Raw genomic sequence first — 26,590 nt, forward strand, 5'->3', positions numbered from 1 at the left:
TTTGCAAAGGCCCGCTGAAATCAGTTGGAGTAATCTCGCGCGCCGAAAATCGCGGTGCCCACGCGCACGATCGTCGCGCCTTCCAGCACGGCGGCCTCGAGATCGCTCGACATGCCCATCGACAGCGTGTCGAGTTCGAGCCCGTCGTTGCACAGACGCTCGAACAACTCGCGCAAGTGCCGGTGCGGCACGCGTTGTTCGTCGATGCCGCCGGCCGGCTCGGGAATCGCCATCAGGCCGCGCAAATTCAGCTTCGGCAGCGCGGCGATCGCTTGCGCGACTTCCACCGCCTCGGGAATGCTCACGCCGCTCTTCGACGCCTCGCCGCTGATGTTGACTTGCAAGCACACATTGAGCGGCGGCAAATTGTCGGGACGCTGCTCCGAGAGCCGCTGCGCGATCTTCAACCGGTCGACCGAGTGCACCCAGTCGAACTGCTCGGCGACCGGCCGCGTCTTGTTCGATTGCAACGGACCGATGAAGTGCCATTCGAGCGTGGCGCGCAGATCGGCGAGCGCCTCGATCTTGGTGAGCGCTTCCTGCACATAGTTTTCACCGAACGCGCGCTGGCCGGCGGCGTAGGCGGCGCGCACGTCTTCGGCGGGGAAGGTCTTGGAGACCGCGAGCAGATGGACCGAGCGCGTATCGCGTCCGGCCACGTGGGCGGCCATGGCGATGCGCTGCTGCACCGCCTCGAGGTTGTGAATCAGATCGGGCATGTCGGAACCGGAAGTCCAGCGAAAGTCGATTACCCGATTATACGGACAGCATGTGTTCGACCAGTTCGATCCAATGCGCGACCGGGGTCGACGTGCCGCTTTGCAGATGCGCAATGCAGCCGACGTTCGCCGACACGATCACCTGCGGCTCCTGCGCCTGCAGCCGATCGAGCTTCTGATCGCGCAGCGCGTACGAGAGCTTGGGCTGCGTCAGCGAGTAGGTGCCGGCCGAGCCGCAGCACAGATGACTGTCGGCGGGCAGACGCACTTCGACGCCCAGCGCGGTCAGCAGATGCTCGACCTTGCCGCGAATCTGCTGGCCATGCTGCAACGTGCAGGGCGGATGAAACGCCACCGTGTGAACCGAGCGGCGGCGCGTGACCGAGACCAAAGCTTCTTCGAACTCCGGCAGGATCTCCGCGACGTCGCGCGTCAATTCCACCACGCGGCGCGCCTTTTCCGCATACGCCGGATCGTGGCGCAAGAGGTGCGCGTATTCCTTGACTGTCGCGCCGCAGCCGGACGCGTTCATCACGATCGCCTCCACGCCTTGTTCGATGTACGGCCACCATGCGTCGATGTTGGCGCGCAGGTCGTCGAGCGCGTCGTCGTTGTAGCCCAGATGCAGACGGATCGCGCCGCAGCAGCCGGCGTCCGGCGCGACCAGCGTTTCCACGCCGAGCGCGTCGAATACGCGCGCCGTGGCGATGTTCACGTTCGGCATCATCGACGGTTGCACGCAACCCGCGAGCATCAGCATCTTGCGCGGATGTTTCGCCGTCGGCCATTCGAGCGGACGCTGCCGCGCGGGCACTTTGTCGCGCAACTTCTTGGGCAGCAACGGACGAAAATGCTGGCCGATCCGCATGGTCGGCGTGAACAGCGCGCTGTTCGGCACGAAGCTCGCGAGCATCCTGCGCATCAGCCGTTGACCGAGCGGACGTGTGACTTTCTCTTCGGTGAGCTTGCGGCCGATTTCCACCAGCCGGCCGTATTGCACGCCGGATGGGCACGTCGATTCGCAATTGCGGCAGGTCAGGCAGCGGTCGAGGTGGACCTGGGTGCTGCGCGTGACCGGCGCGCCTTCGACCATCTGCTTGATCAGATAGATCCGTCCGCGTGGGCCGTCGAGTTCGTCGCCGAGTATCTGATAGGTCGGGCAGGTGGCCGTGCAGAATCCGCAATGCACGCAATTGCGCAGGATGCCGTCGGCTTCGTCGCCATCGGGCGTGTTGCGAATGAAGTCCGCGAGGTTGGTTTGCATCGCGTCGCTCAGAAGTCGGGGTAGAGACGGCCGCGATTGAAGATGCGGGCCGGGTCGAAAGCGGTTTTCAGGCCGCGATGGATTTTCATCAGCGGCGCGGGAAGCGGGGTGAACACGCCGGCACCGCGGTCGTAGCCGTGGCCGGTGCGGAAGATCGTGGCGTGGCCGCCGGCCTGCTTGGCACTGATGCGCACGGTCTGCGCGTCGGTGTCGGTGATCCACCAGCGCTGGCCGCCGCCCCATTCCATCAGTTGCGCGCCGGGCAGTTGCAACGGCTCGGTAATTGAAGGCAGCGCAAGGCGCCACAGCGCGGCCCGCGGCGGAATGGCGGCGAAGAACGAGTCGGTCTGTTCGCGCAGGCCGGCCCAGAAGCGTTCGGCCTCGACCGCATCTACCACTTCGCCGCCGAGCGCCATCTTCGCCGACTTGACCGCGGCTTCGGCGCCGGCAAGGCGCACGACCAGCGTGCCATGACGCCACGCACTCGCGGTAATCGGCAACGGCCGGCCGCCCCATTCGTTGAGCTTACGGACCGCGTCGGTGCCGTTCATGTCGAATTTGAGCGTGGCTTCGGCCTGCGGCAGCGGCAGCACCTTGATCGACAGTTCGAGGATCAGTCCGAGTGTGCCGAGCGAGCCGGCCATCAGGCGTGAGACGTCATAGCCGGCGACGTTCTTCACCACCTGGCCGCCGAAATGCAGCTTCTGGCCCTGGCCGTTCATGATCACGGCGCCCAGCACGAAGTCGCGCGCCGCGCCGGCCGACGGGCGGCGCGGACCGGCAATGCCCGCCGCGATGCAGCCGCCGAAGGTAGCCTGCGGCCCGAAGTGCGGCGGCTCGAAGGCGAGCATCTGATGATGGTCAGCGAGCGCGGCCTCGATCTCCAGCAGGGGCGTGCCCGCGCGCGCGGTGATGACGAGTTCCGCCGGGTCGTACGCAATGATGCCGCGATAAGAGCGCGTGTCGAGGATGTCACCTTCCAGCGTCTGACCGTACCAGTCTTTGGTGCCGCCGCCACGGATGCGCAACGCGCGCCCCTCGGCGCTGGCCGAACGCACACGCTCCGACCACACGGCGACGATGTCGTCCTCTTCCATGGTGTCCTGCTTCGTTGTGTTTCGTTTGATTGTACCGGGCGGGGGCTGGCTGGCAACCAGGAGCGGACCCGCATCGGGTAATCAGGGTGAGAGCAGGAAAAACGGCGCCCACGCAGGCTATGCGCGATGCGTGGGCGGAGCAGTACAGCGTTAGAACCGCGGCAGTTCCGGATGCGGCAGCAAGCCGCCGCGCACATGCATCTTGCCGTACTCGGCGCAACGCGCTCGCGTTGGGATGCCTTTGTCGGGGTTGAGCAGGCCGGGCGCGTCGAAAGCTCGCTTGACCGCGTGGAACGTATCGCGTTCTTCCGGCGAAAACTGCACGCACATCGAATTGATCTTCTCGATGCCGACGCCGTGCTCGCCCGTCACCGTGCCGCCCAGTTCGACACACGTTTCGAGGATATCGGAACCAAACGCCTCGGCCCGGTGCCACTCGTCCAGGTCATTGCCGTTGAACAGGATCAGCGGATGCATGTTGCCGTCTCCCGCGTGGAAGACGTTGATGCAGCGCAGGTTGTAGGTCTTCTCCATCGCCTCGATGCGCGCCAGCAGCGGTCCGATGCTGCGGCGTGGCACCGTGCCGTCCATGCAGTAGTAGTCGGGTGAAATGCGCCCGGCGGCCGGGAAAGCGTTCTTACGTCCTGACCAGAAGCGCAACCGTTCGCTCTCCGAGCGGGAAATCTGGATGCGGGTGGCGCCCTGTTCGCGAAGTACAGCGGTCATGCGCACGATTTCATCCGCGACTTCTTCGGGCGTGCCGTCCGATTCGCACAGCAGGATCGCCGCCGCGTCGAGATCGTAGCCCGCGTGGACGAATTCCTCGACCGCGCGCGTGGCCGGCTTGTCCATCATCTCCAGACCGGCCGGGATGATGCCCGCCGCAATGATGCCGGCGACCGCGTCGCCGCCTTTCACGACGTCGTCGAAACTGGCCATGATGACCTGCGCCGTTTGCGGCTTCGGGATCAGCTTGACGGTGACTTCGGTGACGATCGCGAACATGCCTTCGCTGCCGATCAGCACGGCCAGCAAATCGAGGCCGGGCGCGTCGGGGGCGAGCGAGCCGAATTCCACGATGTCGCCTTCCATGGTGACGGCGCGCACGCGCAACACGTTATGCACCGTGAGACCGTATTTGAGGCAGTGGACGCCGCCGGAATTCTCCGAGACATTGCCGCCGATCGTGCAGGCGATCTGCGACGACGGGTCCGGCGCGTAATACAAACCGTAAGGTGCGGCGGCTTCAGAGATCGACAGATTGCGCACACCTGGTTGCACGGTGGCGGTCCGCGCGTATGAATCCACTTCGACGATCTTGCGAAAACGCGCGAGCGACACCACCACGCCGTGACGAATCGGCATGGCGCCGCCGGACAGACCGGTGCCCGCGCCGCGCGGCACGATCGGCACGTCGAGGCGGTGGCAGATCTGCACGATACGCTGCACCTGCGATTCCGTCTCCGGCAACGCGACCGCAAGCGGCAGACGCCGGTAGGCCGCGAGGCCGTCGCATTCGTAGGCGACGGTGTCTTCTTCGCGAAACAGCAAACAATGGGTCGGCAATACGGCCATCAACGCCTGCACGACTTCGCGCTGGCGCTGGGCGAGTACTTCGGCCGTCAGTTCAGCGGGTGCGTTCATGTGACTTGTCTCCTCGTGCCCTTCAAGTCCAACGCGGCTGGCTTTCTAGCGCTGCCGCGCCTGAATACGCGTCATGCTGCCCAGGTGAAGATCTTGCCCGGGTTCATCAGATTGTGCGGATCGAGTGCGTGTTTAATAGAGCGCATGGTGTCGACCGCGACTTCACCGTGCTCTTCGAGCAGGAAGCCCATCTTGTGCAGGCCGACGCCATGCTCGCCCGTGCAGGTGCCGTCCATGCGCAGCGCGCGTTGCACGATGCGATGGTTCAGACGTTCGGCTTCGACGAGCTCTTCCGGCTTGTTGGGATCGATCAGGATCGCGACGTGGAAGTTGCCGTCGCCCACATGGCCGACGATCGGGCAGGGCAGCGGCGACGCTTTCAGATCCTGTTCCGTTTCCTCCACGCATTCCGCGAGGCGCGAGATCGGCACGCAGACGTCGGTCGTGACCGCGCGGCAGCCGGGCTTCAGTTGCAGCATGGCGAAATAGGCGTTGTGGCGCGCGTTCCACAGACGGCTGCGATCCTCGGGACGGGTCGCCCATTCGAAGCCTTCGCCGGCATTCTGCGCGGCGATCTCCTGAACCAGTTCGGCCTGCTCCTTCACGCCGGCCTCGGTGCCGTGGAATTCGAAGAACAGCGTGGGCGCTTCACGCAGCGTCAGATTCGAGTGGCGATTGATCGAGCGGATGGCGAGCGAATCGACGAACTCGACGCGCGCAATCGGCACACCCATCTGAATCGTTTCAATCACCGCGCGAACCGCAGCGCCCATGGACGGGAACGCGCACACCGCGGCGGATACCGCTTCGGGTTGCGGATAAAGGCGCACGGTGATTTCCGTGATCACGCCGAGCGTGCCTTCCGAGCCGACGAACATGCGCGTGAGGTCGTAACCCGCGGACGATTTGCGAGCGCGCGTACCGGTTTTGATCACGCGGCCGTCGGCCAGCACCACGGTCAGTCCGAGCACGTTCTCGCGCATCGTGCCGTAGCGCACGGCGTTGGTGCCGGAGGCACGCGTGGCCGACATGCCGCCGATGCTCGCGTCCGCGCCCGGGTCGATCGGGAAGAATAGACCTGTGTCGCGCAATGCCTCGTTCAACTGTTTGCGTGAGATGCCGGGCTCGACGGTGACCGTCAGGTCTTCGGCGTTGATCGACAACACCCGGTTCATTGCCGACAAGTCGATCGAGACGCCGCCTTGCACGGCGAGCAGGTGCCCTTCAAGCGACGACCCGTTGCCGTAAGGGATGATCGGCACGTTGTACTGGCCGCACAGTCTGACGATGGTTTGCACGTCTTCAGTCGTGCGCGCGAACACGACGGCATCAGGCAGTTGCGGGTCGAACGGCGATTCGTCGCGGCCATGATGGGTGCGCACGGCTTCGGATACGGACACGCGATCGGCGAAGGCGGTTTTGAGCGCGTTTAGCAACTCGGCGGGAAACGGTCGGCGCAGCGGGGCCGGCGGCACGGGATGGTTCACGCATGTCTCCTGGTATTTGGGGCGGTGCTGGTTTGCAGCATGTGTTTCATTTTACGCCGATCGCCCGTGGGCCGGCGTTGCGGCCGGCCAGCGCTTCTATAATGGCTGCGACTTCACGATGCGCGCAATATGGATAAACGCGGTGCCTGATGAGCCGCTTCGGATCAATGCCGGGCGGTGGCGCGGCGCATCGTCACTGAATACAAGGGAGACGCTATGGGCAACCGCTTGAGCAAGATCGCCACCCGCACGGGCGACGACGGCACTACTGGTCTCGGCGACGGTAGCCGTGTGCGCAAAGACAGTGCGCGCATAGCCGCGATCGGCGACGTGGACGAACTCAACTCGAACCTCGGTGTGCTGCTGTGTGAAACTTTGCCGGACAAGGTGCGGGTAGCGCTTGTAGCGATCCAGCATGATCTGTTCGACCTTGGCGGCGAGCTATGCATTCCCGGCCACACGATGATTACCGACCGGCAACTCGCTCAACTCGACGACTGGCTTGCCGACTACAACGCGGCTCTACCGCCGCTGAAGGAGTTCATTCTGCCCGGTGGCTCGCGCGCGGCCTCGCTCGCGCATGTGTGTCGCACCGTGTGCCGCCGTGCCGAACGGGCGATTGTTGCGTTGGGTGAGCACGAGACCATCAACGCCGCGCCCCGCCAGTATGTGAACCGGCTGTCCGATCTGCTGTTCGTGCTCGCGCGCGTGCTCAATCGTGCGGACGGTGGCACCGACGTGCTGTGGCAACACGAGCGCAATGCTGGCTAAAGACCTGCCGTGGCAATAAGCGTATGACCGGGTGATGACGCATGCAGCGTTACGCCCATTGACGAGCCCGGTACGTTAGCCGACTGCCAGCGTGACCGGCTTGCCGATCCGGCTCATCATTTCCACCAAGGTATCGATGGTGAACTTGGTCGTCTTCTTGTTGACCACGTCGGACACGCGCGGGCGCGACACCATCAGAATCTCGGCTGCCTCGGCCTGCTTCAGATGATGCTGCTCGATCCACGTGGACAGTTCCGTCATGAGCTGCTCCTTGAGCAGCCGCGTGTCGTTGATTTGCTTTTGCGACGCGGCGTGCAGGCGTTTCGCCTCTTCGGCGGAAAAGCCGAGTTCGAGGAACAGATTGGCGCCCGGCCTGGTTACGTGACGAATTTTGGTGTCGGTCGTCATTTGTTAAGTTTTCCTATTGTTAGTGGTGGTGCGGCCGATGGTGCAGCCCGATGGCGCGATACCGCGTTTCCGCAATCTTCCTGTCAAGCGGACCCAGCTTCTGCGTTTTCTTCTGGAAGCAATGCAGCACGTACAACGCCTCTACGAACTTGGTCACGTACATGACGCGAAAAATGCCGTCTGCCTCCTTGAGGCGAATCTCGCGGGTTCCAGGGCCGATCGAGTCAAACGGCTTCCAGTCGTCCGGGTCGAGGCCTGCCTGAATCTTGCCGAGTTCAAACCCCGCTCGACGGCGCATTTCTTCGGGAAAAGCGAGTAAATCGTGATAGCTGGAGCCTAGCCAGCGAATTTCTTTTTCCTGCTCCATAATCACCTTTCATGTACAAAATATTATACGCAACATTCACCTCGGTCAAGTCGTATTCGACCCGGCCATGAGTTGTTACGGTACAGAGGCAATCAGAGGAGCACCATTCGTCCGTTCGGCTAACAAAAAACCCGGCTCATCCATCGAGCCGGGTTTCCCGTGCACCACCACTGCAATCAGCGTGGTTTTTTAGTTGCCGCTACCGCGTGCCACACGGCGTTGCTTGACTGCGTCGGCGAGACCTTCTAGCACGGCGACGCTTTCATCCCAACCGATGCACGCGTCGGTGATGCTCTGGCCGTACGTCAGCGCGCAGCCTTCCTGCAGATCCTGGCGGCCCGCCACCAGATGCGATTCCACCATCACGCCGACAATCCGTTCGTCGCCCGAAGCAATCTGGCGGCCGATATCCGCGCACACCGGAATCTGATTCTCGTGCTTCTTCGAGCTGTTCGCGTGGCTCGCGTCGATCATCAGACGCGCGGCGAGACCCGCCTTGCCGATGTCCGCGCACGCGGCATTGACGCTGTCCGCGTCGTAGTTTGGTGTCTTGCCGCCGCGCAGGATGATGTGGCAGTCCTCATTGCCCGCGGTCGAGACAATCGCCGAGTGGCCGCCCTTGGTGACCGACAGGAAATGGTGCGGCTGCGAAGCGGCCTTGATTGCGTCGACGGCGATCTTGACGTTGCCGTCCGTGCCGTTCTTGAAGCCGACCGGGCACGACAGGCCCGAAGCCAGTTCGCGATGCACTTGCGATTCGGTGGTGCGCGCGCCGATCGCGCCCCACGAGATCAGATCGGCGATGTACTGCGGGCTGATCATGTCGAGGTATTCGGTGCCGGCCGGCAGGCCGAGTTCGTTGATACGCAACAGCAGTTCGCGCGCAGTGCGCAGGCCGTCGTTGATCTTGAAGCTGTTGTCCATGTGCGGGTCGTTGATGAGACCCTTCCAGCCCACGGTAGTGCGCGGCTTTTCGAAGTACACACGCATCACGATTTCGAGTTCGCCGGCGAAGCGCTTGCGCTGCTCGATCAGACGCCCCGCGTATTCCATCGCTGCCTTCGTGTCGTGAATCGAGCAAGGTCCGATGATCACGATCAGCCGGTCTTCCATGCCATGCAGAATGCGATGCATCGCGGTGCGCGAGTTGTAGATCACGTCGGACACCGTTTCGTCGCAAGCGAATTCACGGATCAGGTGAGCCGGCGGCGTGAGTTCTTTCAATTCGCGGATGCGGACATCGTCGGTGTTGTGCGGGGGCATGTTGTTCTCCAATCGGTTCGTAGCGTGTTCGCGCGGGCAATCAGGTTTGCGATGAAGCAGCAATGCCAGAGCGGACGATCATCAAAAGTAAGGTTTCAAAGGCATGAGGCGAAAAAAAACCGCCAGACTGGCTGGCGGTTTTTCGGGAATTCTTGGTGTCCTGCGTGCACTAACACCCCTCTCGATCCGCCAGCGGTCTGAGATGCCAAAAAAAGTAAAAATAAAACTTGGCGGACATGACGAATGAGGTCGCAGGTCAAAAAGGGTGAGTGACTTTATAACCCGGGCAGGCGGCGCTTGCAAGCTGTGGGGTGTAAAAATGCGGAAAATCCGCATGCTTCGCGCAATGTATGCACGAAGTATGCGTTTATTGCGAAATCAGGCCGTTCCGCCAACCGTCATCTTTTCAATGCGCAGCGTAGGTTGGCCGACGCCCACCGGCACGCTCTGGCCTTCCTTGCCGCACACGCCGACGCCCGAATCGAGCTTCATGTCGTTGCCGATCATGGTCACGTATTTCAGCGATTCCGGGCCGCTGCCGATCAGCGTCGCGCCCTTCACCGGATACGTGACCTTGCCGTTTTCGATCATGTACGCCTCGGAGGCCGAGAACACGAACTTGCCGTTGGTGATATCGACCTGGCCGCCGCCGAAGTTCACCGCATACAAACCGTTCTTCACGGAAGCGAGGATTTCCTGCGGATCCTTGTCGCCATTGAGCATGTACGTGTTGGTCATGCGCGGCATCGGCAACGCCGCGTACGACTCACGGCGCGCATTGCCCGTGACGGGCATCTTCATCAGACGCGCGTTCAGCGTGTCCTGGATGTAGCCCTTCAGAATGCCGTCTTCGATCAGCGTGGTGCACTGGGTCGGATTGCCTTCGTCGTCGATATTGAGCGAGCCGCGGCGATTCGGCAGCGTGCCGTCATCCACCACGGTGACGCCCTTGGCCGCGACCTGCTCGCCAATGCGCCCCGCGAACGCCGACGAACCCTTGCGGTTGAAGTCGCCTTCAAGACCGTGGCCGATCGCTTCGTGCAGCAGCACGCCGGGCCAGCCCGGTCCAAGCACGACGGTCATTGCGCCGGCCGGTGCCGGACGAGCGTCGAGGTTGACCAGCGCGGCGTGCACGGCGTCGTCGACATAGCCCGACAGTATGTCGTCGGTGAAATAGCCGTAGTCGAAGCGGCCACCGCCGCCGCCGCTGCCGATTTCGCGGCGGCCGTTCTGCTCGGCGATCACGGTGACCGACACGCGCACCAGCGGACGAATATCGGCCGCGAAGCCGCCGTCGCTGCGCGCGACCAGCACCACGTCGTATTCACCGGCGAGGCCGGCCATGACTTGCTGGATACGCGGATCGCGACCGCGCGCCATCTTTTCGATGCGCTCGAGCAGCTTGACCTTCGCGGTTGCGTCGAGCGAATGCAGCGGATCGGCCGGCAGGTACAGATCGCGTCCCGCAATGCCGGTCAGCGACGACGCCACCTTGATCTTCTGCTTGCCGCCGCCAGCCTTGCCGATGGCGCGCGTGGCGATGGCCGCCTGGCGAATCGCTTCGGGCGACAGGTCGTCCGAATAGGCGAACGCCGTGCGGTCGCCCGACACGGCGCGCACGCCGACGCCCTGGTCGATGCTGAAGCTGCCCGATTTCACGATCCCTTCTTCGAGACTCCACGCTTCGCTGCGCGTGTACTGGAAGTACAGGTCGGCGTAGTCGATCTTGTGCGTGAAGATTTCGGCGAGCGTGCGGGTGAGCAGGGCTTCGTCGAGACCGTAGGGCGTCAGGAGGATGTCCTTGGCGGTGGCGAGATTACGGATACCGGGTTCGATGATGTTCATGCGAAGTATGTTCTGCTCGATACGAAGGATTCGGTTAGCGCTTCAGTCACACTCTATATGAGAGGGAAGCGCCGCAGTTTCAATGTCACGCGAATGGGATAGGGTTGATCAACTGAGCACACGATGACGCCAGGCGGGCAGACTCTGTCGCACTTCGTCGATGCGGGCACGCTCGAGATTGCCGGCGACCACGCCTGCGCCTTCGTCGCGCACCGCGACGATTTCGCCCCACGGGTCGATCAGCATGCTGTGGCCCCACGTGCGGCGGCCGTTTTCATGTTTGCCGCCTTGCGCCGCGGCCAGCACGTAACACTGGTTTTCGACCGCCCGGGCGCGCAGCAGCATTTCCCAATGCGCGCGGCCGGTCGTGTAAGTGAACGCCGACGGCACCACGATCAGCGCGCAGTCGCCCATGCGCCGGTACAGCTCCGGAAAGCGCAGATCGTAGCAGACCGACAGACCGACGCGGCCGAACGGCGCCTCGAAGGTGCGGACCTCGCCGCCGGGGCAGATGGTGCGCGCCTCGTCGAACGATTCCTCGCCCTTTTCGAAGTTGAACAGATGGATCTTGTCGTAGCGCGCAGCCTCGTTGCCTTGCGGGTCGAACACCAGCGTGGTGTTCAGCACGCGCGAGGCTTCGGGCGACATCAACGGCAGCGTGCCGCCGATCACCCAGACCTGGTGGCGACGCGCGGCGTCGGCGAGAAAGCGCTGGATCGGACCGTCCTGATAGGGTTCGCGCACGGCAAGCTTGTCCGTGTCCTTGAAGCCCATGAAGCAGAAGTATTCAGGCAGCAGGACGAGTTGCGCGCCGTCGGCGGCGGCTTCGGCGATCAGGCGCCCGGCCTCGGCCAGATTGCGCTCGCGATCCGGTGTGCTCACCATTTGCAGCGCGGCGACCCGGAAGGCGCTTTCCAGAGAACCGCTGGAGACGGTTGAAGAGACGTGTGTTTCGCTCATGAGCGTTTCGAAAAACTCCCGGCAAGGCGGCGGCGCGAACCGCTGGCGCCGCGTACGTCGTTCAAGGCTGGCTAGGGCGGCTGGTGCGCCACGGCGCCTGTCGACCAGACAAAGGGCCGGATACAGGCTCAGTTCGCTTCCACGGTCGAAGCCGGAGCGTCCATCTTACCGCGATCGCTCCTCACCCGCTCGACGTGCGGTTTCGACCACGAACCGGTGATGGCATAGTCCCGTGCGAACGCGTGCGAGACGGTCTGGCTGAAGGCGACATCGGCCACCAGCGCGCCGAGTCCGAGCAGCGGATTGATCACCGTCGCGGCGATCACGGCGGCCCCGGCGCTGACCGTCGGCACGACCTGGACGTGCAGATCCTGAGTCTCCTGAGCAAGATCGACCGAGCCTTTCATCTCGGCGCGCGCCGGCGCGGTCACCATTTCGAAGTTCTCGGTGCGGCCAATGCCGTTGTGAATCTGCGCGGTGCCGGTGACGCGTTCAAACGGCAAGCCTTCGCCGATCACGTCGCGGAAATTCAGCGTCGCGAAGCGCGCGAGGCTTTGCAGGCTGAGCACGCCCAGCAGCTTGGCGACGCCGGGGTCGACCTTGAGAATCTGGCCGTGACGCAGATCGACGGCGAGGTTGCCGTTTAGCGTCGGATAGTCGATCCTGGTCGGGCCGCCCTGCCACACCACCTTGCCCGACAACGAACCACTGCCGGCCTTGATCGTGCGCGGCTGGCCAAATCGTTCCAGCAGGGCGCCGGCGTCTTTGATATCGAGCTTGAAATCGAACACGGTGCGGCGCGTGGCTTCGTCAGCGCTGTTGCCGACGCCGGTCGAGGTGCGCCAGTTCGCGGTGGCAGTCAGCGTGGCGGCGGGGTTGGTGATGTCGAGCTTGTCGAGTTGCCACACCGGCACGCCGTTTTCGTCGAAGTTGTGCGCATCGACTTCGAGACGGCCGACGTTGCGGTCGCGCACGATCAACTCGTTGACCACCAGATCGATGGACGGCATGTTCTGCGCCGGCGCCGACATCGCCTGGCCGATCAGGTCTTTGTCGGTGGCTGACGGAATCACCACGCGGGCAAAGCGCGCCTGCAGCGTGCCCGGCGATTCTTTCGTCGCGCCCGGCAGCCACGACACGTGACCCGACACCTGGTTCGAAGCGATGTTCGCCTGCCATGTGCGGTCCGTATGGGAAGCGCCGACGATCACGCTGTCCCAGTGGCGCTTGAGCAGCGTCAGCGTGCCGACGTGCAGCGCGAAGCGGCTCGGCAGGAATTGTGTCACGGTCGGGTTCGGCGTGACCGGCGTCGCCGCGGCGGGGGCGGGCGCTTCTTTGCTGCGCATCTGCGTGATCAGCGCGCGCCACGCGTCCGCGTCGAATGTGTCCAGGTCGACGGCGGCGATCACGCCTTCGGACGGCAGGTCGGCGGGCTTGTTCACGCCGACCGCGCCGCGCACGACTGTCGGCGCCGTTTTCGGCTGATAGCGCAGCAGATAGGTAGCGGCGACTGGGCCGAAGGTGAGATCGGCGCGCTGCAGTCCCGCTTCGCCCGGCGTGGCTGCCGGGCTGACGGCGAAACGCAGCGGCATCGGCGTGCCGACCGGCTTGTTGAACGGTGCGGGAAAGTCGAGCGCGAGGCCAGTCAGATCGGAGTTCGCTTTCACTTCGGGCAGCCGTCCCTTGGCGCCACGCACGTTGAGCGCGTAGGGCGCGCTGCCGCTCATGCGCGTCAGCACCTGCGCGGCCGGGCCGTGCAGGTTCAGACCGCGCGCCGCATCGACAGCGATATGGCCGCCGAGGTCGAGCGCATAAGTGCCGTCCTGCTTCAGGCCGCCGTTCGCGTGCACGTCGCCGCCGAGGAATTGTCCGGAGAGCCGGTCCACCTGCGCCGTGTGCTCGGTGAAATGCACCTTGCCCTTGAGTTGCGACAGCGGCGGCACATTGTCGACGCTCAAGCGGTTGTTCTGGAAGCCGACCGCGCCTTCCACGGCGATGTGCGGCTTCGGCGTACGCGGCACCGTGAGCTGCAGCGCGAGCGACGCGGGCCCTTCGGCGTGCACCTTCTCGGTTTCGTGCTTCGCCATGATGCCGAGCGAACTGGCGTTCACGTAGTCGAGCATGTCGGCGAGCGGCCCGTGGCCATCGCCCTTGATCACGAGGCTCGACGCCTTGGTGCCGAGATCGTCGATCCTGCCACTGACGCCCATGAGCGCGACCTGCTTGTAATGCGCCCGGTCGACGTCGAAGCGCAGCACGTTCTGCTTGAGCTCGAACACGCCGTCGATGCCGTCGAGCGCCGGCCACACGTTCGGCGTGCCATTCCTCATCTTGCGCGGCGGGAAGGGCGTCGGATCGAACTTGCCGCCCTTGAACGGCGCAACGATATGGAACAGCCCGGCGCTGGGATCGCGCGAGTAGGGGAACTTGGTCAGATCGCCGTGAATTTCGATGGTCGCGCCGTGCGACATGCCGGCCTGCAAGCCGTGGCCGAGATAGATGCGCAGCTTCTCGCTGATGCTGGTCGGCAGATAACGGACGATGCGCGTGACCTGCGCGCGCTGGAAGTCGGCTTTCAGATCGAGCGAGCCGCGTCCGTGGCCGGGGTTGCTGTAGTCGGCGGAGGCGGTGGCCGCGACGTCGGCGTTCGAGACGCTGAAATCGGCCAGCTTCACGGTGAAGGCAGGGCGGTTTTCGCCCGGTTTCTTCGGCGTGATGGTCCAGTCGGCGCGGCCATGCAGATAGTCGAGCTTCAGGCGCGGATCGTCGAACACGCCCGGCAGCGTGATGGCGACATTGGAGGTGTCGAGCAGAGCGGTACCGCGGGTCTCGTCGGCATCCACGTTGCCCCAGAGATTCTCGATGCCGGGAATGCCCGCGCGCGGGTGGTTCAGCGGCGTGAGCCCCGGCGGCGGTTCCTGGGCGGCGACGCTGATGCCCTGCAGATCGCCCTTGAAACGATAATGTTCGATCGGTTCGGCGCCGCTCGGGTAACGGTCGCTGCCTGCCTCGCCGGATTCCGGCTTGCCGCGCTCGACTTCGATCACATAGTTGGCGACCAGACCGCGTGGATTGAAGCGTACGAGATTGTTCAGCAGGCGTCGCGGCAGCGGCAACGCGCGGCTGAATTCGGCGAGGATGCCCAGATCGACACGATCGCCGCTCACGCTGACGAGTTGTCCGTGTTGCTGCGAGGCGGTCCGGTAGCGGCCATTGAGCGTGGTGAACGCGAGCGTACGGGTGAGCGGCGTGCCGTCGTCGAGCGGCGGCTGGCCGAGTTCGGCGCGCAGATTGGTCAGTTGCAGTTTGTAGTCGGCCTCTTCGGCTTCGAGGCGCCACGAGAAATTGGCGACTGGCACGAGCAGCTTCGGCTGGGTCGGACGCACCCGCAGGGCGACGTCGGTGCCGGCCAATTGCCCGCCGGCCGACTTCATGCGGCCCTCGGTGAAGTCGATCCAGATGGCGTTGTCGATACGCCCGGCAAACGTCTCGATCGGGAAATTGACGTAGCGCGCGAGCGTCGGGAGATCGACCGGGCCGGTCGAGACGTACACCTGGCCGGTCCAATTGATCGGCTTGCCGATCGCGGAGAGCGGCGCGTGTTTGAAGTGGGTGCGGAAATCGAGCGGGCCGTGCAGCACCTGGCCGTCGGGGGGCGCCTGCAGTGCGAGGCGATGATCGTAGCCGTCGTTGAGAATCGCGATACGAATATCGCGCAGCGCCAGTTCCGGTGCGTCATGCTGCGCATCGCGCCAACGCAGCGCGCCGCCGCGCACCACGATCGCCTGCTGGCGCAGCAGCCAGGTGGATAACGTGTCGTTGCCGCTGTGACGAGTCGGCACCGGCACGCCCGCCACCGAGAGCACGCCGTCGCTGCTGCGCGACACCAGCACGTCCGGCTGATCGACGATCAGACTGGAGAGCGCGGGATGAAATTGCCAGAGCGAGCGCCACGAGAGCGTGGCGGTGGCGTGCGGGATCGTCAGCGCGGCTTTGCCGTCGTGATCGCGGATCACCAGGTTGGTGACGTCCAGACCCGGCTGGAAGCTGCTCCAATGCGGCGCCAGTTTGCCGATCGTGAACTGCGCGTGCAGCTTCTCCGAAATGGCGGCTTCGATGCGCGGCCGGAATGAGTCCACGCGCGGCAGCACTACGTAGCGCAAGCCGAGAAACAGACCCATCGCAATGAAGTACAGGACGAGCGCGACGGCGAGGACCACGTGCAGGATCCGACGCAGCACGATGTGGTCGCTTCCGCTCACAGGCCGGATCTGCACGGTTTCGTGCGGGTCGGCGGATTCGTTTCGCTCGGACATGCTGCGGCGGGTGGGCGTATGGTAGTTTTGCGAATTAACGACGAAATGTAACACACGGGAAAGCGTAGACGGACCTCCTGCAAACCCTGTCTGCATGCCGTCTCGAGACTTTCGGGAGGCGGCCTGACCCCTGTGCTACTGCGAACTGAACCACGCTGATCAAGCAACGAGCGAGCCAGACCCTTGATGACTGACGCCACTCTACTGAGTTCCAACTATTCACACTACGCGGCGCGCGCTGCGGCTGCGCGTCCGCAACTCGTGGCGCGGGTGGCGGCGCTCGCGTCCGGGCCGCTGACGCGCGAGCGTATCGACGCCCGTTTCGACGCTTTGTGCGCCGAGGCGGCCGGCGCAGCCGACGCGCCATTGAACGAAGATGCACTCAAACGGGCCTTGCGCCAATTGCGCACCGAGGTCTTTTGCGCCGTGATGGAGCGTGATCTGGCGGGCGAGGCGGATGTTGCCGAAGTCACCGGCGCGATGACCGACCTTGCGGAGACGACGATCCAGCGCGCGCTCGCCGTCCTGTCGGCGGAACTCGAAACGTTGTACGGCGAGCCGCGCGGGCCGCAAGGCGAACGGCTCGCGCTGGGCGTGGTGGGCATGGGCAAGCTTGGCGGGCGAGAGCTGAACGTGTCGTCGGATATCGACTTGATCTTCATTTATGAAGAGGACGGCGAGACCTCGGGCGGCCAGCGCTCGCCGATCGCCACGCAGGACTTTTTCACGCGCCTCGGCAAGCGCCTGATCGGCGCGCTCGCCGAAGTGACCGGCGACGGCTACGTGTTCCGTGTCGATATGCGGCTGCGGCCGAACGGCGACTCGGGGCCGCTCGTGTGCAGTCTCGGCATGCTCGAAGAGTATTTCTACGTGCAAGGCCGCGAGTGGGAGCGCTATGCGTGGATCAAGGGGCGCCTCGTGTCCGAAGGCGCGAGCGATGCGGCGCAGCGGCTGCAGAAGCAGCTCGATGCGATCGTCACGCCGTTCGTCTATCGCCGCTATCTCGACTTCGGCGTGATCAGCGCGATTCGCGCGCTGCATCTGCAGATTCGCCAGGAGGCGCAGCGGCGCGCGTCGATGCGGCCCGACAAGGCCGACGACATCAAGCTCGGGCGGGGCGGCATCCGCGAAATCGAATTCAGCGCGCAGGTGTTCCAGTTGATCCGTGGCGGCCAGGACGCGGGCTTCCGCGTGCGGCCGACGCTTGCGGTGCTGCGTCACGCGGCCACGCATGGGCTGCTCGACACGTCGGTCTGCGTGAAGCTCTCGCAGGCGTATCGCTTTCTGCGCGAACTCGAGCACCGTCTGCAATACCGTAACGATGCGCAGACCCATGCGATGCCGGTCGATCCGGAGGACCGTTCGGCGCTCGCCCACGCGATGGGCTGCGACGACTACGCCGCGCTGATGGCCAAGCTCGATGCCCATCGCGAATTCGTCGAACAGCAGTTCGACCAGATTTTCGCTGACAAAGTGAACGGCCGCGACGGCTGTGGCGCACCCGAAGACGGCGCCGCCGCATGGGTCTGGAGCAGCGCGCTCGCCGACGACAGCGCCGACGAAGCCCTGCAGTCGCGCCTCGTCGAACTCGGCGTGGCGGAGCCGGGCGAACTGGTCGCGCGACTGCGCGCGATCTGGCAGTCGTCGCGTTATGCGGGGCTGGCCGAGCGCAGCCGGCAACGTTTCGACATCGTCGCGCAACGGGCGCTCGAAGCCGCCCGCACGTTGGAACCTGCGGAGCGCCGCGGCGATACGGTAGCGCGCTTCTTCGACCTGCTCGAAGCGGTGAGCCGGCGCGGCGCGTACCTGGCGCTGCTGACCGAATATCCGCAAGCGCTGCATCGTGTGCTGTCAGTGCTCGGCGGTTCGCGTTGGGCGGCGGGCTATCTGATCCGTCATCCGCAGTTGCTGGACGAATTGCTGGACGATGAAGCGATCAACAGTCCGTTCGACTGGCCCGAGTTCAAGCGCACGCTGCGCCTGCGTCTTGCTTCGGCGGACGGCGTCGAGCAGCAAATGGATCTGCTGCGCCACGCCCACCAGGCGGAAGTGTTTCGCATTTTGCTGATCGATCTGGCCGGCAAGCTGAGCGTGGAACATGTGAGCGACCGGCTGTCCGAACTCGCCGACGCCGTGCTAGACGTCACGCTCCAGGCCGTCTGGAACCAGTTGCCGAAACGCCATCGCGACGTGCCGCGTTTCGCGGTGATCGCGTACGGCAAGCTGGGCGGCAAGGAACTGGGTTACGCGTCCGACCTCGACGTGATCTTCCTCTACGACGACCCCGACGATGCCGCAGCCGACGTCTACGCCACGTACACGCGCCGCCTGATCACCTGGCTGACGACCGCGACCGGCGCCGGCACCCTGTTCGACGTCGACTTGCGTCTGCGGCCGAACGGCGAATCGGGCCTGCTCGTCACCGATCTGGACGCGTTCCGCCGTTACCAGTTGCGCGAGGGCGACGCGGCCAATACGGCATGGGTCTGGGAGCACCAGGCATTGAGCCGCGCGCGTTACTGCGCGGGCGATGCCGAGATCGGCGCGAAGTTCGAGGCCATCCGCGAACAGGTGCTGACTACGCCGCGCGAAGCGGCGCCGCTCATGAAGGAGATCGTCGAGATGCGCGCGCGCGTCGAAGCCGGGCATCCGAACCATACGGCGCTGTTCGACCTGAAGCACGATAGCGGCGGCATGGTGGATATCGAATTCACCGTGCAGTACTGGGTGTTGTTGCACGCGGCGAGCGATCCCGAACTGATCCGCAATACCGGCAACATCGCGTTGCTGCGGGAAGTGTCGCGCTTCGGCCTGATGAGCGAGGAGGAAGCGGAGACGGTGGGCGCGGCGTATCGCACGTATCGCAAGTTGCAGCACCAGTTGCGGCTGGATGGGATGGAGAAGGCGCGGGTCGAGCCGGCGCTGGTGGCTAAGGAGCGGGAAGCGGTGCTCGCGCTGTGGAAGCGCGTGTTTGGGTGAGGGTTGACCGGATGCTCGCAGGTTGCGCGAGCGGGTTGGGTAGGTCGGTGCATTGAACGGCGGAGTGAGCGAACTCGTGGCGTTCGCTCTCCGACGCGGCTTGAAGGGTGGCTAGGTCAAGGTCAGGCGCGGCGGTGCAAGACGTCAGGCCGCCGGCTCACCTATGATCGATCGTTCGCCGCGGGCACTGTGTCTGCGAGCTGCGTGGGTGCTGGTTTGCAGGCCGCCAACCAGGCGGCTGACTTTCCTGCGCGAGACGCAGATGGCGAAGGCATTCACAGCCAACGAACAACTACGCCGCCAGCATTTCCTTCGCGTGTTTCCGCGTGGTCGGCGTAATCTCCAACCCGCCGAGCATGCGCGCGACTTCTTCGACGCGGCTTGCCTTGTCGAGCGAGGTCACGCTGCTGACCGTGCCGCCTTTGCCATTGCCCGCCTTCGCCACCTGGAAGTGATGGTCGCCACGCGCGGCGACTTGCGGCAAGTGCGTCACGCACAGTACCTGGCGCTGCTGGCCAAGCTGATGCAAAAGCCGCCCGACCACTTCGGCGACGCCGCCGCCAATGCCCGTGTCCACTTCGTCGAAGATCAGCGTGGGTGTCGGGCTGGCGGCGCTGGCAATGACCGCGAGCGCGAGGCTGATCCGCGCCAGTTCCCCGCCTGAGGCAACCTTCGCGAGCGGCCGCAGCGGCACGCCGGCATGACCCGCGACGCGGAACTCGACCTGTTCGAGCCCATGCGCGCCGCCTTCGGGCAGCGGCACCAGTGCGACTTCGAAGCTGCCGCCTTTCATCGACAGTTCCTGCATGCCGGTGGTGACCGCCGCGCCCAGAGCCTTGCCGGCCTTGGCGCGCGCCTTCGAGAGTTTCTTCGCTTCGGTCAGGAAGCTTTCTTTGGCCTTGGCTTCGGCGGCGTGCAGGCTGTCGAGGTCGGCGGCCGCGTCGAGCGCGGCTAGTTGCGCTCGACGCGCCTCGTGTTCCTCAGGCAGCGTTTCCGGCTGCAGACGGAATTTGCGCGCGGCGGAATGCAACGCGTCGAGGCGTTTTTCGACTTGTGCCAGCCGGTCCGGATCGAGTTCGAGCTTTTGCGCGTAATGGCTCAGCGAATAAGCCGCTTCCTGCAGTTGGATTTCGGCGGGCTCCAGCGAGGCCAGCACGTCGTTCAAAGCCGGGTCGATTTCCGCCAGATCGCGCACCTTCGAGACGATCGAGGACAGATGCGTGATCATGGCCTCATCCGATTCGGACAGTGCGCCGAGCGCGGCTTGCACGCCGTCGATCAGATTGGCCGAATGCGACAGCCGCCGATGCTCGGCGTTGACCTCTTCCCATTCGCCCGGTTGCGGCGCGAGCTTGTCCAGTTCGGTGAGTTGCCAGGCGAGACGCTCGCGTTCGAGTTGCAGTTCACGGTCACGCGATTGCGCGTGCTCGACCGCCTGAACCTTCTCGCGCCACGTGCGCCATGCCCGCGTGACGCTTGCCGCGTTGTCCGACAGGCCCGCGTGCGTGTCGAACAGTTCGCGTTGCGCGTCGGGACGCATCAGCAATTGGTGCGCGTGCTGGCCATGAATATCCACCAGCATTTCACCGACCTCGCGCAACTGCGCGAGCGTGGCCGCGGTGCCGTTGATAAAGGCGCGCGAGCGGCCGTTGGCATCCACCACGCGCCGCAGCATTACCGTGCCGCCGTGATGGCCATCGTCGCCGGTCGTGCCGAGCGCCTGCTCGTCGAGCCATTGCTCGACCTGCGCATGGGTCTCGAACTCAGCAGTGAGGTCCGCGCGGCTTTCGCCGGTGCGCACGACGTTCGCATCGGCGCGGGCGCCGAGCGCGAGCGCCAGCGCGTCGATCAGGATCGACTTGCCGGCGCCGGTTTCGCCGGAGAAAACAGTAAAGCCGCTGTCGAATTCGAGGTCGAGCGCGGCGACGATGACGAAGTCGCGTATCGAGAGGTGGCGAAGCATGGAGGTCGTCTGGTGAGCTTGATGTTCGGGTTTCGGCAGCGGCGGCGTTCGCGTTCCGGTGTGCTTGCCGCTCAGGGCTTGGGGTCTTCTTCGTGCGACGGGTATTCGTTCCAGTGCAGTTTCTTGCGCAGCGTGGTGAAGAAACTGTAGCCGACCGGGTGCAGCATCGGCACCGTGTGACGCGAGCGGCGCACTTCGATCGTGTCGCCCAGTTCGAGCGAGGTGAACGACTGCATGTCGAAATTGACGTTCACTTCGCGGCCCGAAACGATCTGGATGCTCACCTTCGAGTCGTCCGGCAGCACGATCGGCCGGTTGGAGAGCGCGTGCGGCGCGATCGGCACCAGCACGATGCCCTGCAATTGCGGATGCAGAATCGGCCCTTGCGACGACAGCGCGTAGGCGGTCGAGCCGGTGGGCGTGGCCACGATCAGACCGTCCGAGCGCTGGTTGTACATGAAGCGGCCGTCCACCGAGACATGCAGCTCCGCCATACCCGAGAAGCCGCTGCGGTTGACCACCACGTCGTTGAAGGCCAATGCGTGATAGATCGGATTGCCGCCGCGCATGATGCGCGCTTCGAGCAGCACGCGCTCCTCGCGCTCGAAATTGCCCAACAGCATTTGCGGCACGATCTCGCGCATGTCGGAGATCGGAATGTCTGTAATGAAGCCGAGCCGCCCGTGGTTGATGCCGATCAGCGGCGTGCGATACGGCGCGAGCTGGCGGCCGATGCCGAGCATGGTGCCGTCGCCGCCCAGTACGACCGCAACGTCGGCGCGCGCGCCGATCTCGGCGGGACGCAGCGCCGGGTAGTCGGTAACGCCGATCTCGGCGGCGGTGTCGGCTTCGAATACGACCTCGAAGCCGCGCTTCGCGATGCACGAGGCGAGCTCGGTCAACGGCTCGGCGATGCCCGGCGTATTGTTGCGCCCGACGAGCGCGACGGTCTTGAACTGGCTGGTCACTTGCATGCCGGCATTACACCATAGGTAGGGCCTGAAAAGAACCGCAGACAGACCCGGTAGCGGGCCGGCGCGCGCGGGCCGTAAGCGCATCTCGCGATTATCGTTAGAATGGTGAAGCCTTGATGACATGTGCGCCGGTTAAAGTGCGGCGGGGTGCCGGCAGCCGGACCGCCCAGAAGGCGGCTCGCAAGGCGGTCCGTAAAGCGCCGGGCGGAACGCCGGCTCGCGGGCCGGACCGAAGGCAGTGCGCCGCCCTCGCAAACGGCGGCGCGTTCGTCAGGGATGGGCGCCCCTAGCGCTCGCGGTAGTCGTGCCATTGAGCTAAAATTTTCCCTCATGCTAGATCCTCGCGCACAAACCCTCCTCAAAACGCTGATCGAGCGCTACATCGCCGAAGGTCAGCCGGTCGGCTCGCGCACGTTGTCGCGCTATTCGGGCCTCGAACTGAGTCCAGCAACGATCCGCAACGTGATGTCCGACCTCGAGGACCTGGGGCTCGTGATCAGTCCGCATACTTCCGCGGGCCGCATTCCCACACCGCGCGGTTACCGCCTGTTCGTGGACACCATGCTCACAGTGGAGTCCGCCGCTGATGAAGAAGCTGTGACGCGTACCGTCAAGACTACGCTGCAGGCAGGCGAGCCGCAGAAAATCGTTGCGGCGGCGGCCAGCGTGCTGTCCAACCTGTCGCAGTTCGCCGGTGTGGTGCTCACGCCGCGGCGCAGCCACGTGTTCAAGCAGATCGAGTTCATGCGTTTGTCGGACAAGCGCATTCTGCTGATCATCGTCACGCCGGAAGGCGACGTGCAGAACCGCATCATGGCGACTCAGCGCGACTTCTCGCCCTCGCAACTGGTCGAAGCTTCCAACTACATCAACGCGCACTTCGCGGGCCTTTCGTTCGACGACGTGCGGCGCCGCCTGCGCGAAGAGATCGACGAGCTGCGCGGCGACATGACCACGCTGATGCACGCCGCCGTCACGGCCAGCACGGACGAATCGGACACGGGCGAAACCGTGCTGATTTCCGGCGAGCGCAACCTGCTCGAAGTGGCCGACCTTTCGTCGGACATGGCGCGCTTGCGCAAGCTGTTCGATGTGTTCGATCAAAAGACCAGTCTCCTTCAGTTGCTCGACGTATCGAGTCACGCGGCGGGCGTGCAGATTTTCATCGGCGGCGAGTCGAATCTCGTACCGATCGAGGAAATGAGCGTGGTCACCGCGCCGTACGAGGTGAACGGCAAGATCGTCGGCACGCTCGGCGTGATTGGGCCGACCCGCATGGCCTACAACCGCGTGATCCCGATTGTGGATATCACCGCGCGCCTGCTTTCGCTGACTCTCAGCCAGCAGTAGGCGGCTTCGACACCTGGCCGCAGCCGCGCTTGGCTCCTACTCCTGCCGCAAATAATGCGTGACGGCGCGCGGCTTGCCAATTGGCCGAATGGCCAGGGGTGTGCGGCGGACCGGTGCATGAACCGCGCCGCTATAATGAACCCCACCTCAACCGACTCTCCGCCAACACCGGTACTTTGCTGCCTATGCGCTTCGACCTCGAGCGGCCCTCCCAGAACGCCACGTCACATCGTGTCGCCGTGCTGCTGATCAATCTCGGCACGCCCGACGCGCCGACGCCGCGCGCGGTCCGCCGCTATCTCGCGCAGTTTCTGTCCGATCCGCGGGTAGTCGAAATTCCGGCGCTGCTCTGGCAGATCATCCTGCGCTTGCTGATTTTGCCGATTCGGGGCGTCGCTTCCGCCAAGAAGTACGCTGCAGTGTGGATGCCCGAAGGCTCACCGCTGCGCGTCCACACGGAGAAGCAGGTGGAAGGCCTGCGCCATCTGTTGCAACTGAACGACTACACGGTGCTGGTCGATTACGCGATGCGCTACGGCACGCCGGGCATCCCGGCCATGCTGAACCAGCTGAAGTTGGCGGGCGCCGAACGCGTGCTGTTGATGCCTATGTATCCGCAGTACTCGTCGTCGACCACCGCCACCGCGTTCGACGACGCCTTTTCGGCGCTCAAGCGCATGCGCAATCAGCCGGAAATCCGCACAGTGCGCCAGTACGCCGATCACCCGGCCTACATTGCGGCGCTTGCCGCGCAGGTGCATCACTATTGGCATCAGCATGGCCGGCCGGATTTCGCCGCGGGCGACAAGCTGGTGCTGAGTTTCCACGGGGTGCCCAAGCGCACGCTGGATCTCGGCGACCCGTACCACGAGCAATGCCAGCAAACCGGCGCGCTGCTGATGCAGGCGCTCGAACTGACGCAGGTGGAATGCCGGATCACGTTCCAGTCGCGTTTCGGCAAGGCCGAATGGTTGCAGCCGTACACGGCGCCCACGTTGAAGGAATTGGGCGCGGCGGGCGTACGGCGCGCCGACGTGTTCTGTCCGGGCTTTACAGCCGACTGCCTTGAAACCATCGAGGAAATCGGCATGGAAGTGCGCGACGAATTCCTCCATGCGGGCGGCAAGGATTTCCATCGGATTCCCTGCCTGAATGCCTCGCAGGCGTGGATTGCCGCGCTGGGCGAAATCGTTGCGCAGAATCTGCAGGGCTGGCCCGTGCAGGCGCTGCCGGTGCCGCATACGACGGGAGCTTGAACAGGCTCATGAACTACAGGATTGCAACTGACGCGGGCGCGAAGCTGCGCATCGACAAATGGCTCTGGGCGGCGCGCTTCTTCAAGACGCGCTCGCTCGCGGCGGACGCGGTCGAAAAAGGACACGTGCGGATTGGCGGTGCCAGCGTCAAGCCGGCTAAAGACGTGCGGGTCGGCGACCTGGTCGAGATCGAGATCGAGCGGATTGTGTGGCAGGTGGAAGTGCTGGGCGTATGCGACGTGCGCGGCCCGGCGAGCGTCGCGCAAACGCTTTATGCGGAAACCGAAGAGAGCAAGGTCAAGCGGCAGGTCGAACAGGAGCGGCGCAAGACGTATCGCGAGCCGGCGGCCGCATTGCACGGCCGGCCGACCAAACGCGACAGGCGCACTATCGACAAACTTTCAGGTGGGGGTTGAACAGCTGTTCCATGGTCGCGTGCACACCGCCGTATTCGGTAGTGTGGTCGTTGACAGCCCCGGACATGCAGATGGTCGTGGTGCCCGCAATCAGAACCAATGCGACCACCGAGATTGCAAAGGTCAGTTTCACGGTACTCCCCTCGGGAAGGTTCAGGATAAAGACGGGCGAATCGGGTGGGAATTGCAATAAATCGGAAAGGTTTACGTCAGATTAGGGTTAACGCGTCTTTTCCGATGCTTAAGTGGAGCATAGGCCACTTGTCAGCAGCACTCAATCTCAATCTGATTGCGCAGCAATAATGGTTGTAACTGGGCATTTCTGCGGCGCGTCCGCGGTGCGAAAAGATCCGGGAGAACCGCTTGAAATGGTTGTTCCCGGCCTCATCTGCCGTTTTGATTTACGGTGACTCGCGAAGTTGTCTGTCGCGATTTTGCAACGCACAAACCGCGCCAGGTTTGATGTGTTGCCTGCCACCGTTGGCTTTTACCTCGCTTTCACCTATTTAACGACTTTCAGCGACATGGAAAACACGCAAGAGAACCCGACGAGCCAGAATCCCACGCCCGCCGACGAAACCGCGCGCCAGGCCGCCGAGGCCGCGGCACCTCAGCAGGAAGCGGCGGCCAACGCCGCAACCGACTCGCCGGTCACCGCAGAGCAGACGGCTTTGGCCGAAGCTGAAGCGAAGATCGCCGAACTGCAGGAGAGCTTCCTGCGGGCCAAGGCTGAGACCGAAAACGTCCGCCGCCGCGCTCAGGAAGATGTCGCCAAAGCGCACAAGTTTGCAATCGAGAGCTTCGCCGAGCATCTGCTGCCGGTGGTCGACAGTCTCGAGGCAGCCGTTGCCCACTCGTCCGACGACCTGCAGAAGGTGCGCGAAGGGGTCGAGCTCACGCTGCGCCAGCTTACCGGCGCGCTGGAAAAGGGTCGCGTCGTTGCCCTGAATCCGGTTGGCGAGAAGTTCGATCCGCACCGTCATCAGGCCATTTCCATGGTGCCGGCCGAGCAGGAGCCGAACACCGTGGTAGCCGTGCTGCAAAAGGGCTTCGTGATCGCCGATCGCGTGCTGCGTCCGGCACTCGTGACCGTCGCCGCACCGAAGTAAGCGCAGAAGGTCCGGTAAGGCATTTCGTCCGGCGGGCAGCGCGGTGCCATGGCTGAGCTTTCCGTTAATGCCTCCACGCTCGGCCTCAATGGTTTCACAGCAACGTTGACGGGCATCGCGAACCGGGCCGGCGCTTCATAGTGCATGGCGTGCCCACATGGCTCTTCTTCTACCGCGGCAAACGACTCGGCTAGTAAGGCCTTGAGCAAATCAAAGCTGCGGCCGCGGTCACCGCCGCACGGGAGAAGATTCGGGCAGCCCAAGCGGGCAAAATGGCCGACGCCGCAAGCGGCGCTCAGGCCGATAGAACAATTTCGGGCAAAAGTTCGCCCGATTGAAAAAAATTAAAGACCGCATCGTAAAAGAGGTCTTGAAAACGATGCGGACGCACTTATGTTGAGT

Annotated in this window: 19 protein-coding genes and 1 pseudogene; 7 read left to right on the forward strand and 13 right to left on the reverse strand. The window is 64.2% G+C overall.

Going from position 1 to position 26,590, the window contains the following annotated elements:
- Positions 1–20: 20 nt before the first annotated feature.
- The 5 genes from PQR54_RS04125 to PQR54_RS04145 all read right to left on the reverse strand — a co-directional run bounded on the left by PQR54_RS04125 (position 21) and on the right by PQR54_RS04145 (position 6,211).
- Positions 21–719, reverse strand: coding sequence for a YggS family pyridoxal phosphate-dependent enzyme (locus PQR54_RS04125; RefSeq protein ID WP_012431777.1), 699 nt, complete (start codon positions 717–719; stop codon positions 21–23).
- Positions 720–756: 37 nt separating this feature from the next.
- Positions 757–1,983, reverse strand: a complete 1,227-nt coding sequence (gene glcF / locus PQR54_RS04130) for a glycolate oxidase subunit GlcF (protein WP_408244181.1) — start codon at positions 1,981–1,983, stop codon at positions 757–759.
- Between the two features lie 8 nt (positions 1,984–1,991).
- Entirely contained in the window at positions 1,992–3,080 is a 1,089-nt protein-coding gene (gene glcE, locus PQR54_RS04135) for a glycolate oxidase subunit GlcE (RefSeq protein ID WP_408244182.1), read from the reverse strand.
- A gap of 150 nt (positions 3,081–3,230) precedes the next feature.
- Complete coding sequence (locus PQR54_RS04140) at positions 3,231–4,724, reverse strand: FAD-linked oxidase C-terminal domain-containing protein (protein WP_408244183.1); 1,494 nt, start codon at positions 4,722–4,724, stop codon at positions 3,231–3,233.
- Positions 4,725–4,795: 71 nt separating this feature from the next.
- Positions 4,796–6,211 carry an FAD-linked oxidase C-terminal domain-containing protein gene (locus PQR54_RS04145; RefSeq protein WP_408244184.1) on the reverse strand — a complete coding sequence of 472 codons (1,416 nt, stop codon included), beginning with the start codon at positions 6,209–6,211 and terminating at the stop codon, positions 4,796–4,798.
- A gap of 216 nt (positions 6,212–6,427) precedes the next feature.
- On the opposite strand from PQR54_RS04145, the gene PQR54_RS04150 reads away from it, so the two are divergent.
- Positions 6,428–6,982: a cob(I)yrinic acid a,c-diamide adenosyltransferase gene (locus PQR54_RS04150; RefSeq protein WP_012431782.1), complete on the forward strand. Its 555-nt coding sequence runs from the start codon at positions 6,428–6,430 to the stop codon at positions 6,980–6,982.
- A gap of 75 nt (positions 6,983–7,057) precedes the next feature.
- Here the strand turns inward: PQR54_RS04150 and PQR54_RS04155 are convergent, their stop codons facing one another.
- From PQR54_RS04155 to PQR54_RS04180, 6 genes are all read right to left on the reverse strand, one after another.
- Positions 7,058–7,390, reverse strand: a complete 333-nt coding sequence (locus PQR54_RS04155; RefSeq protein WP_012431783.1) for a helix-turn-helix domain-containing protein — start codon at positions 7,388–7,390, stop codon at positions 7,058–7,060.
- 19 nt (positions 7,391–7,409) lie between these two features.
- On the reverse strand, positions 7,410–7,757 hold the full coding sequence (locus PQR54_RS04160; protein ID WP_408244185.1) for a type II toxin-antitoxin system RelE/ParE family toxin: 348 nt from the start codon (positions 7,755–7,757) through the stop codon (positions 7,410–7,412).
- A 189-nt stretch (positions 7,758–7,946) separates the two neighbouring features.
- Complete coding sequence (gene aroG / locus PQR54_RS04165; RefSeq protein WP_012431785.1) at positions 7,947–9,020, reverse strand: 3-deoxy-7-phosphoheptulonate synthase AroG; 1,074 nt, start codon at positions 9,018–9,020, stop codon at positions 7,947–7,949.
- A gap of 378 nt (positions 9,021–9,398) precedes the next feature.
- Entirely contained in the window at positions 9,399–10,865 is a 1,467-nt protein-coding gene (gene tldD / locus PQR54_RS04170; protein WP_106284500.1) for a metalloprotease TldD, read from the reverse strand.
- A 108-nt stretch (positions 10,866–10,973) separates the two neighbouring features.
- Positions 10,974–11,825 carry a carbon-nitrogen hydrolase family protein gene (locus tag PQR54_RS04175; RefSeq protein ID WP_106284499.1) on the reverse strand — a complete coding sequence of 284 codons (852 nt, stop codon included), beginning with the start codon at positions 11,823–11,825 and terminating at the stop codon, positions 10,974–10,976.
- A gap of 128 nt (positions 11,826–11,953) precedes the next feature.
- The gene (locus PQR54_RS04180; protein ID WP_408244186.1) at positions 11,954–16,141 is read right to left on the reverse strand and encodes a YhdP family protein; all 4,188 of its coding nucleotides are present in this window, start codon (positions 16,139–16,141) and stop codon (positions 11,954–11,956) included.
- 186 nt (positions 16,142–16,327) lie between these two features.
- Between PQR54_RS04180 and glnE the strand changes: the two genes are divergently transcribed.
- Positions 16,328–19,120, forward strand: a complete 2,793-nt coding sequence (glnE, locus tag PQR54_RS04185) for a bifunctional [glutamate--ammonia ligase]-adenylyl-L-tyrosine phosphorylase/[glutamate--ammonia-ligase] adenylyltransferase (RefSeq protein ID WP_408244187.1) — start codon at positions 16,328–16,330, stop codon at positions 19,118–19,120.
- A gap of 292 nt (positions 19,121–19,412) precedes the next feature.
- Here the strand turns inward: glnE and recN are convergent, their stop codons facing one another.
- Complete coding sequence (recN, locus tag PQR54_RS04190) at positions 19,413–21,083, reverse strand: DNA repair protein RecN (protein ID WP_408244188.1); 1,671 nt, start codon at positions 21,081–21,083, stop codon at positions 19,413–19,415.
- 71 nt (positions 21,084–21,154) lie between these two features.
- Entirely contained in the window at positions 21,155–22,057 is a 903-nt protein-coding gene (locus tag PQR54_RS04195) for an NAD kinase (RefSeq protein WP_408244189.1), read from the reverse strand.
- Between the two features lie 330 nt (positions 22,058–22,387).
- Here PQR54_RS04195 and hrcA point away from each other — a divergent pair, with 330 nt between their 5' ends.
- From hrcA to PQR54_RS04220, 5 genes and pseudogenes are all read left to right on the forward strand, one after another.
- Entirely contained in the window at positions 22,388–23,407 is a 1,020-nt protein-coding gene (hrcA, locus tag PQR54_RS04200) for a heat-inducible transcriptional repressor HrcA (RefSeq protein WP_106284494.1), read from the forward strand.
- 185 nt (positions 23,408–23,592) lie between these two features.
- Positions 23,593–24,663, forward strand: a complete 1,071-nt coding sequence (gene hemH / locus PQR54_RS04205; protein ID WP_116119013.1) for a ferrochelatase — start codon at positions 23,593–23,595, stop codon at positions 24,661–24,663.
- An 8-nt stretch (positions 24,664–24,671) separates the two neighbouring features.
- The gene (locus tag PQR54_RS04210; RefSeq protein WP_408244190.1) at positions 24,672–25,079 is read left to right on the forward strand and encodes an RNA-binding S4 domain-containing protein; all 408 of its coding nucleotides are present in this window, start codon (positions 24,672–24,674) and stop codon (positions 25,077–25,079) included.
- 524 nt (positions 25,080–25,603) lie between these two features.
- The gene (gene grpE / locus PQR54_RS04215) at positions 25,604–26,188 is read left to right on the forward strand and encodes a nucleotide exchange factor GrpE (RefSeq protein WP_408244253.1); all 585 of its coding nucleotides are present in this window, start codon (positions 25,604–25,606) and stop codon (positions 26,186–26,188) included.
- Positions 26,189–26,274: 86 nt separating this feature from the next.
- Positions 26,275–26,526, forward strand: a pseudogene (locus PQR54_RS04220) (thioredoxin family protein); the annotation flags it as partial.
- Between the last annotated feature and the right edge of the window lie 64 nt (positions 26,527–26,590).

The organism is Paraburkholderia phytofirmans (assembly GCF_046028095.1).
GTDB classification, from domain to species: domain Bacteria; phylum Pseudomonadota; class Gammaproteobacteria; order Burkholderiales; family Burkholderiaceae; genus Paraburkholderia; species Paraburkholderia phytofirmans_A.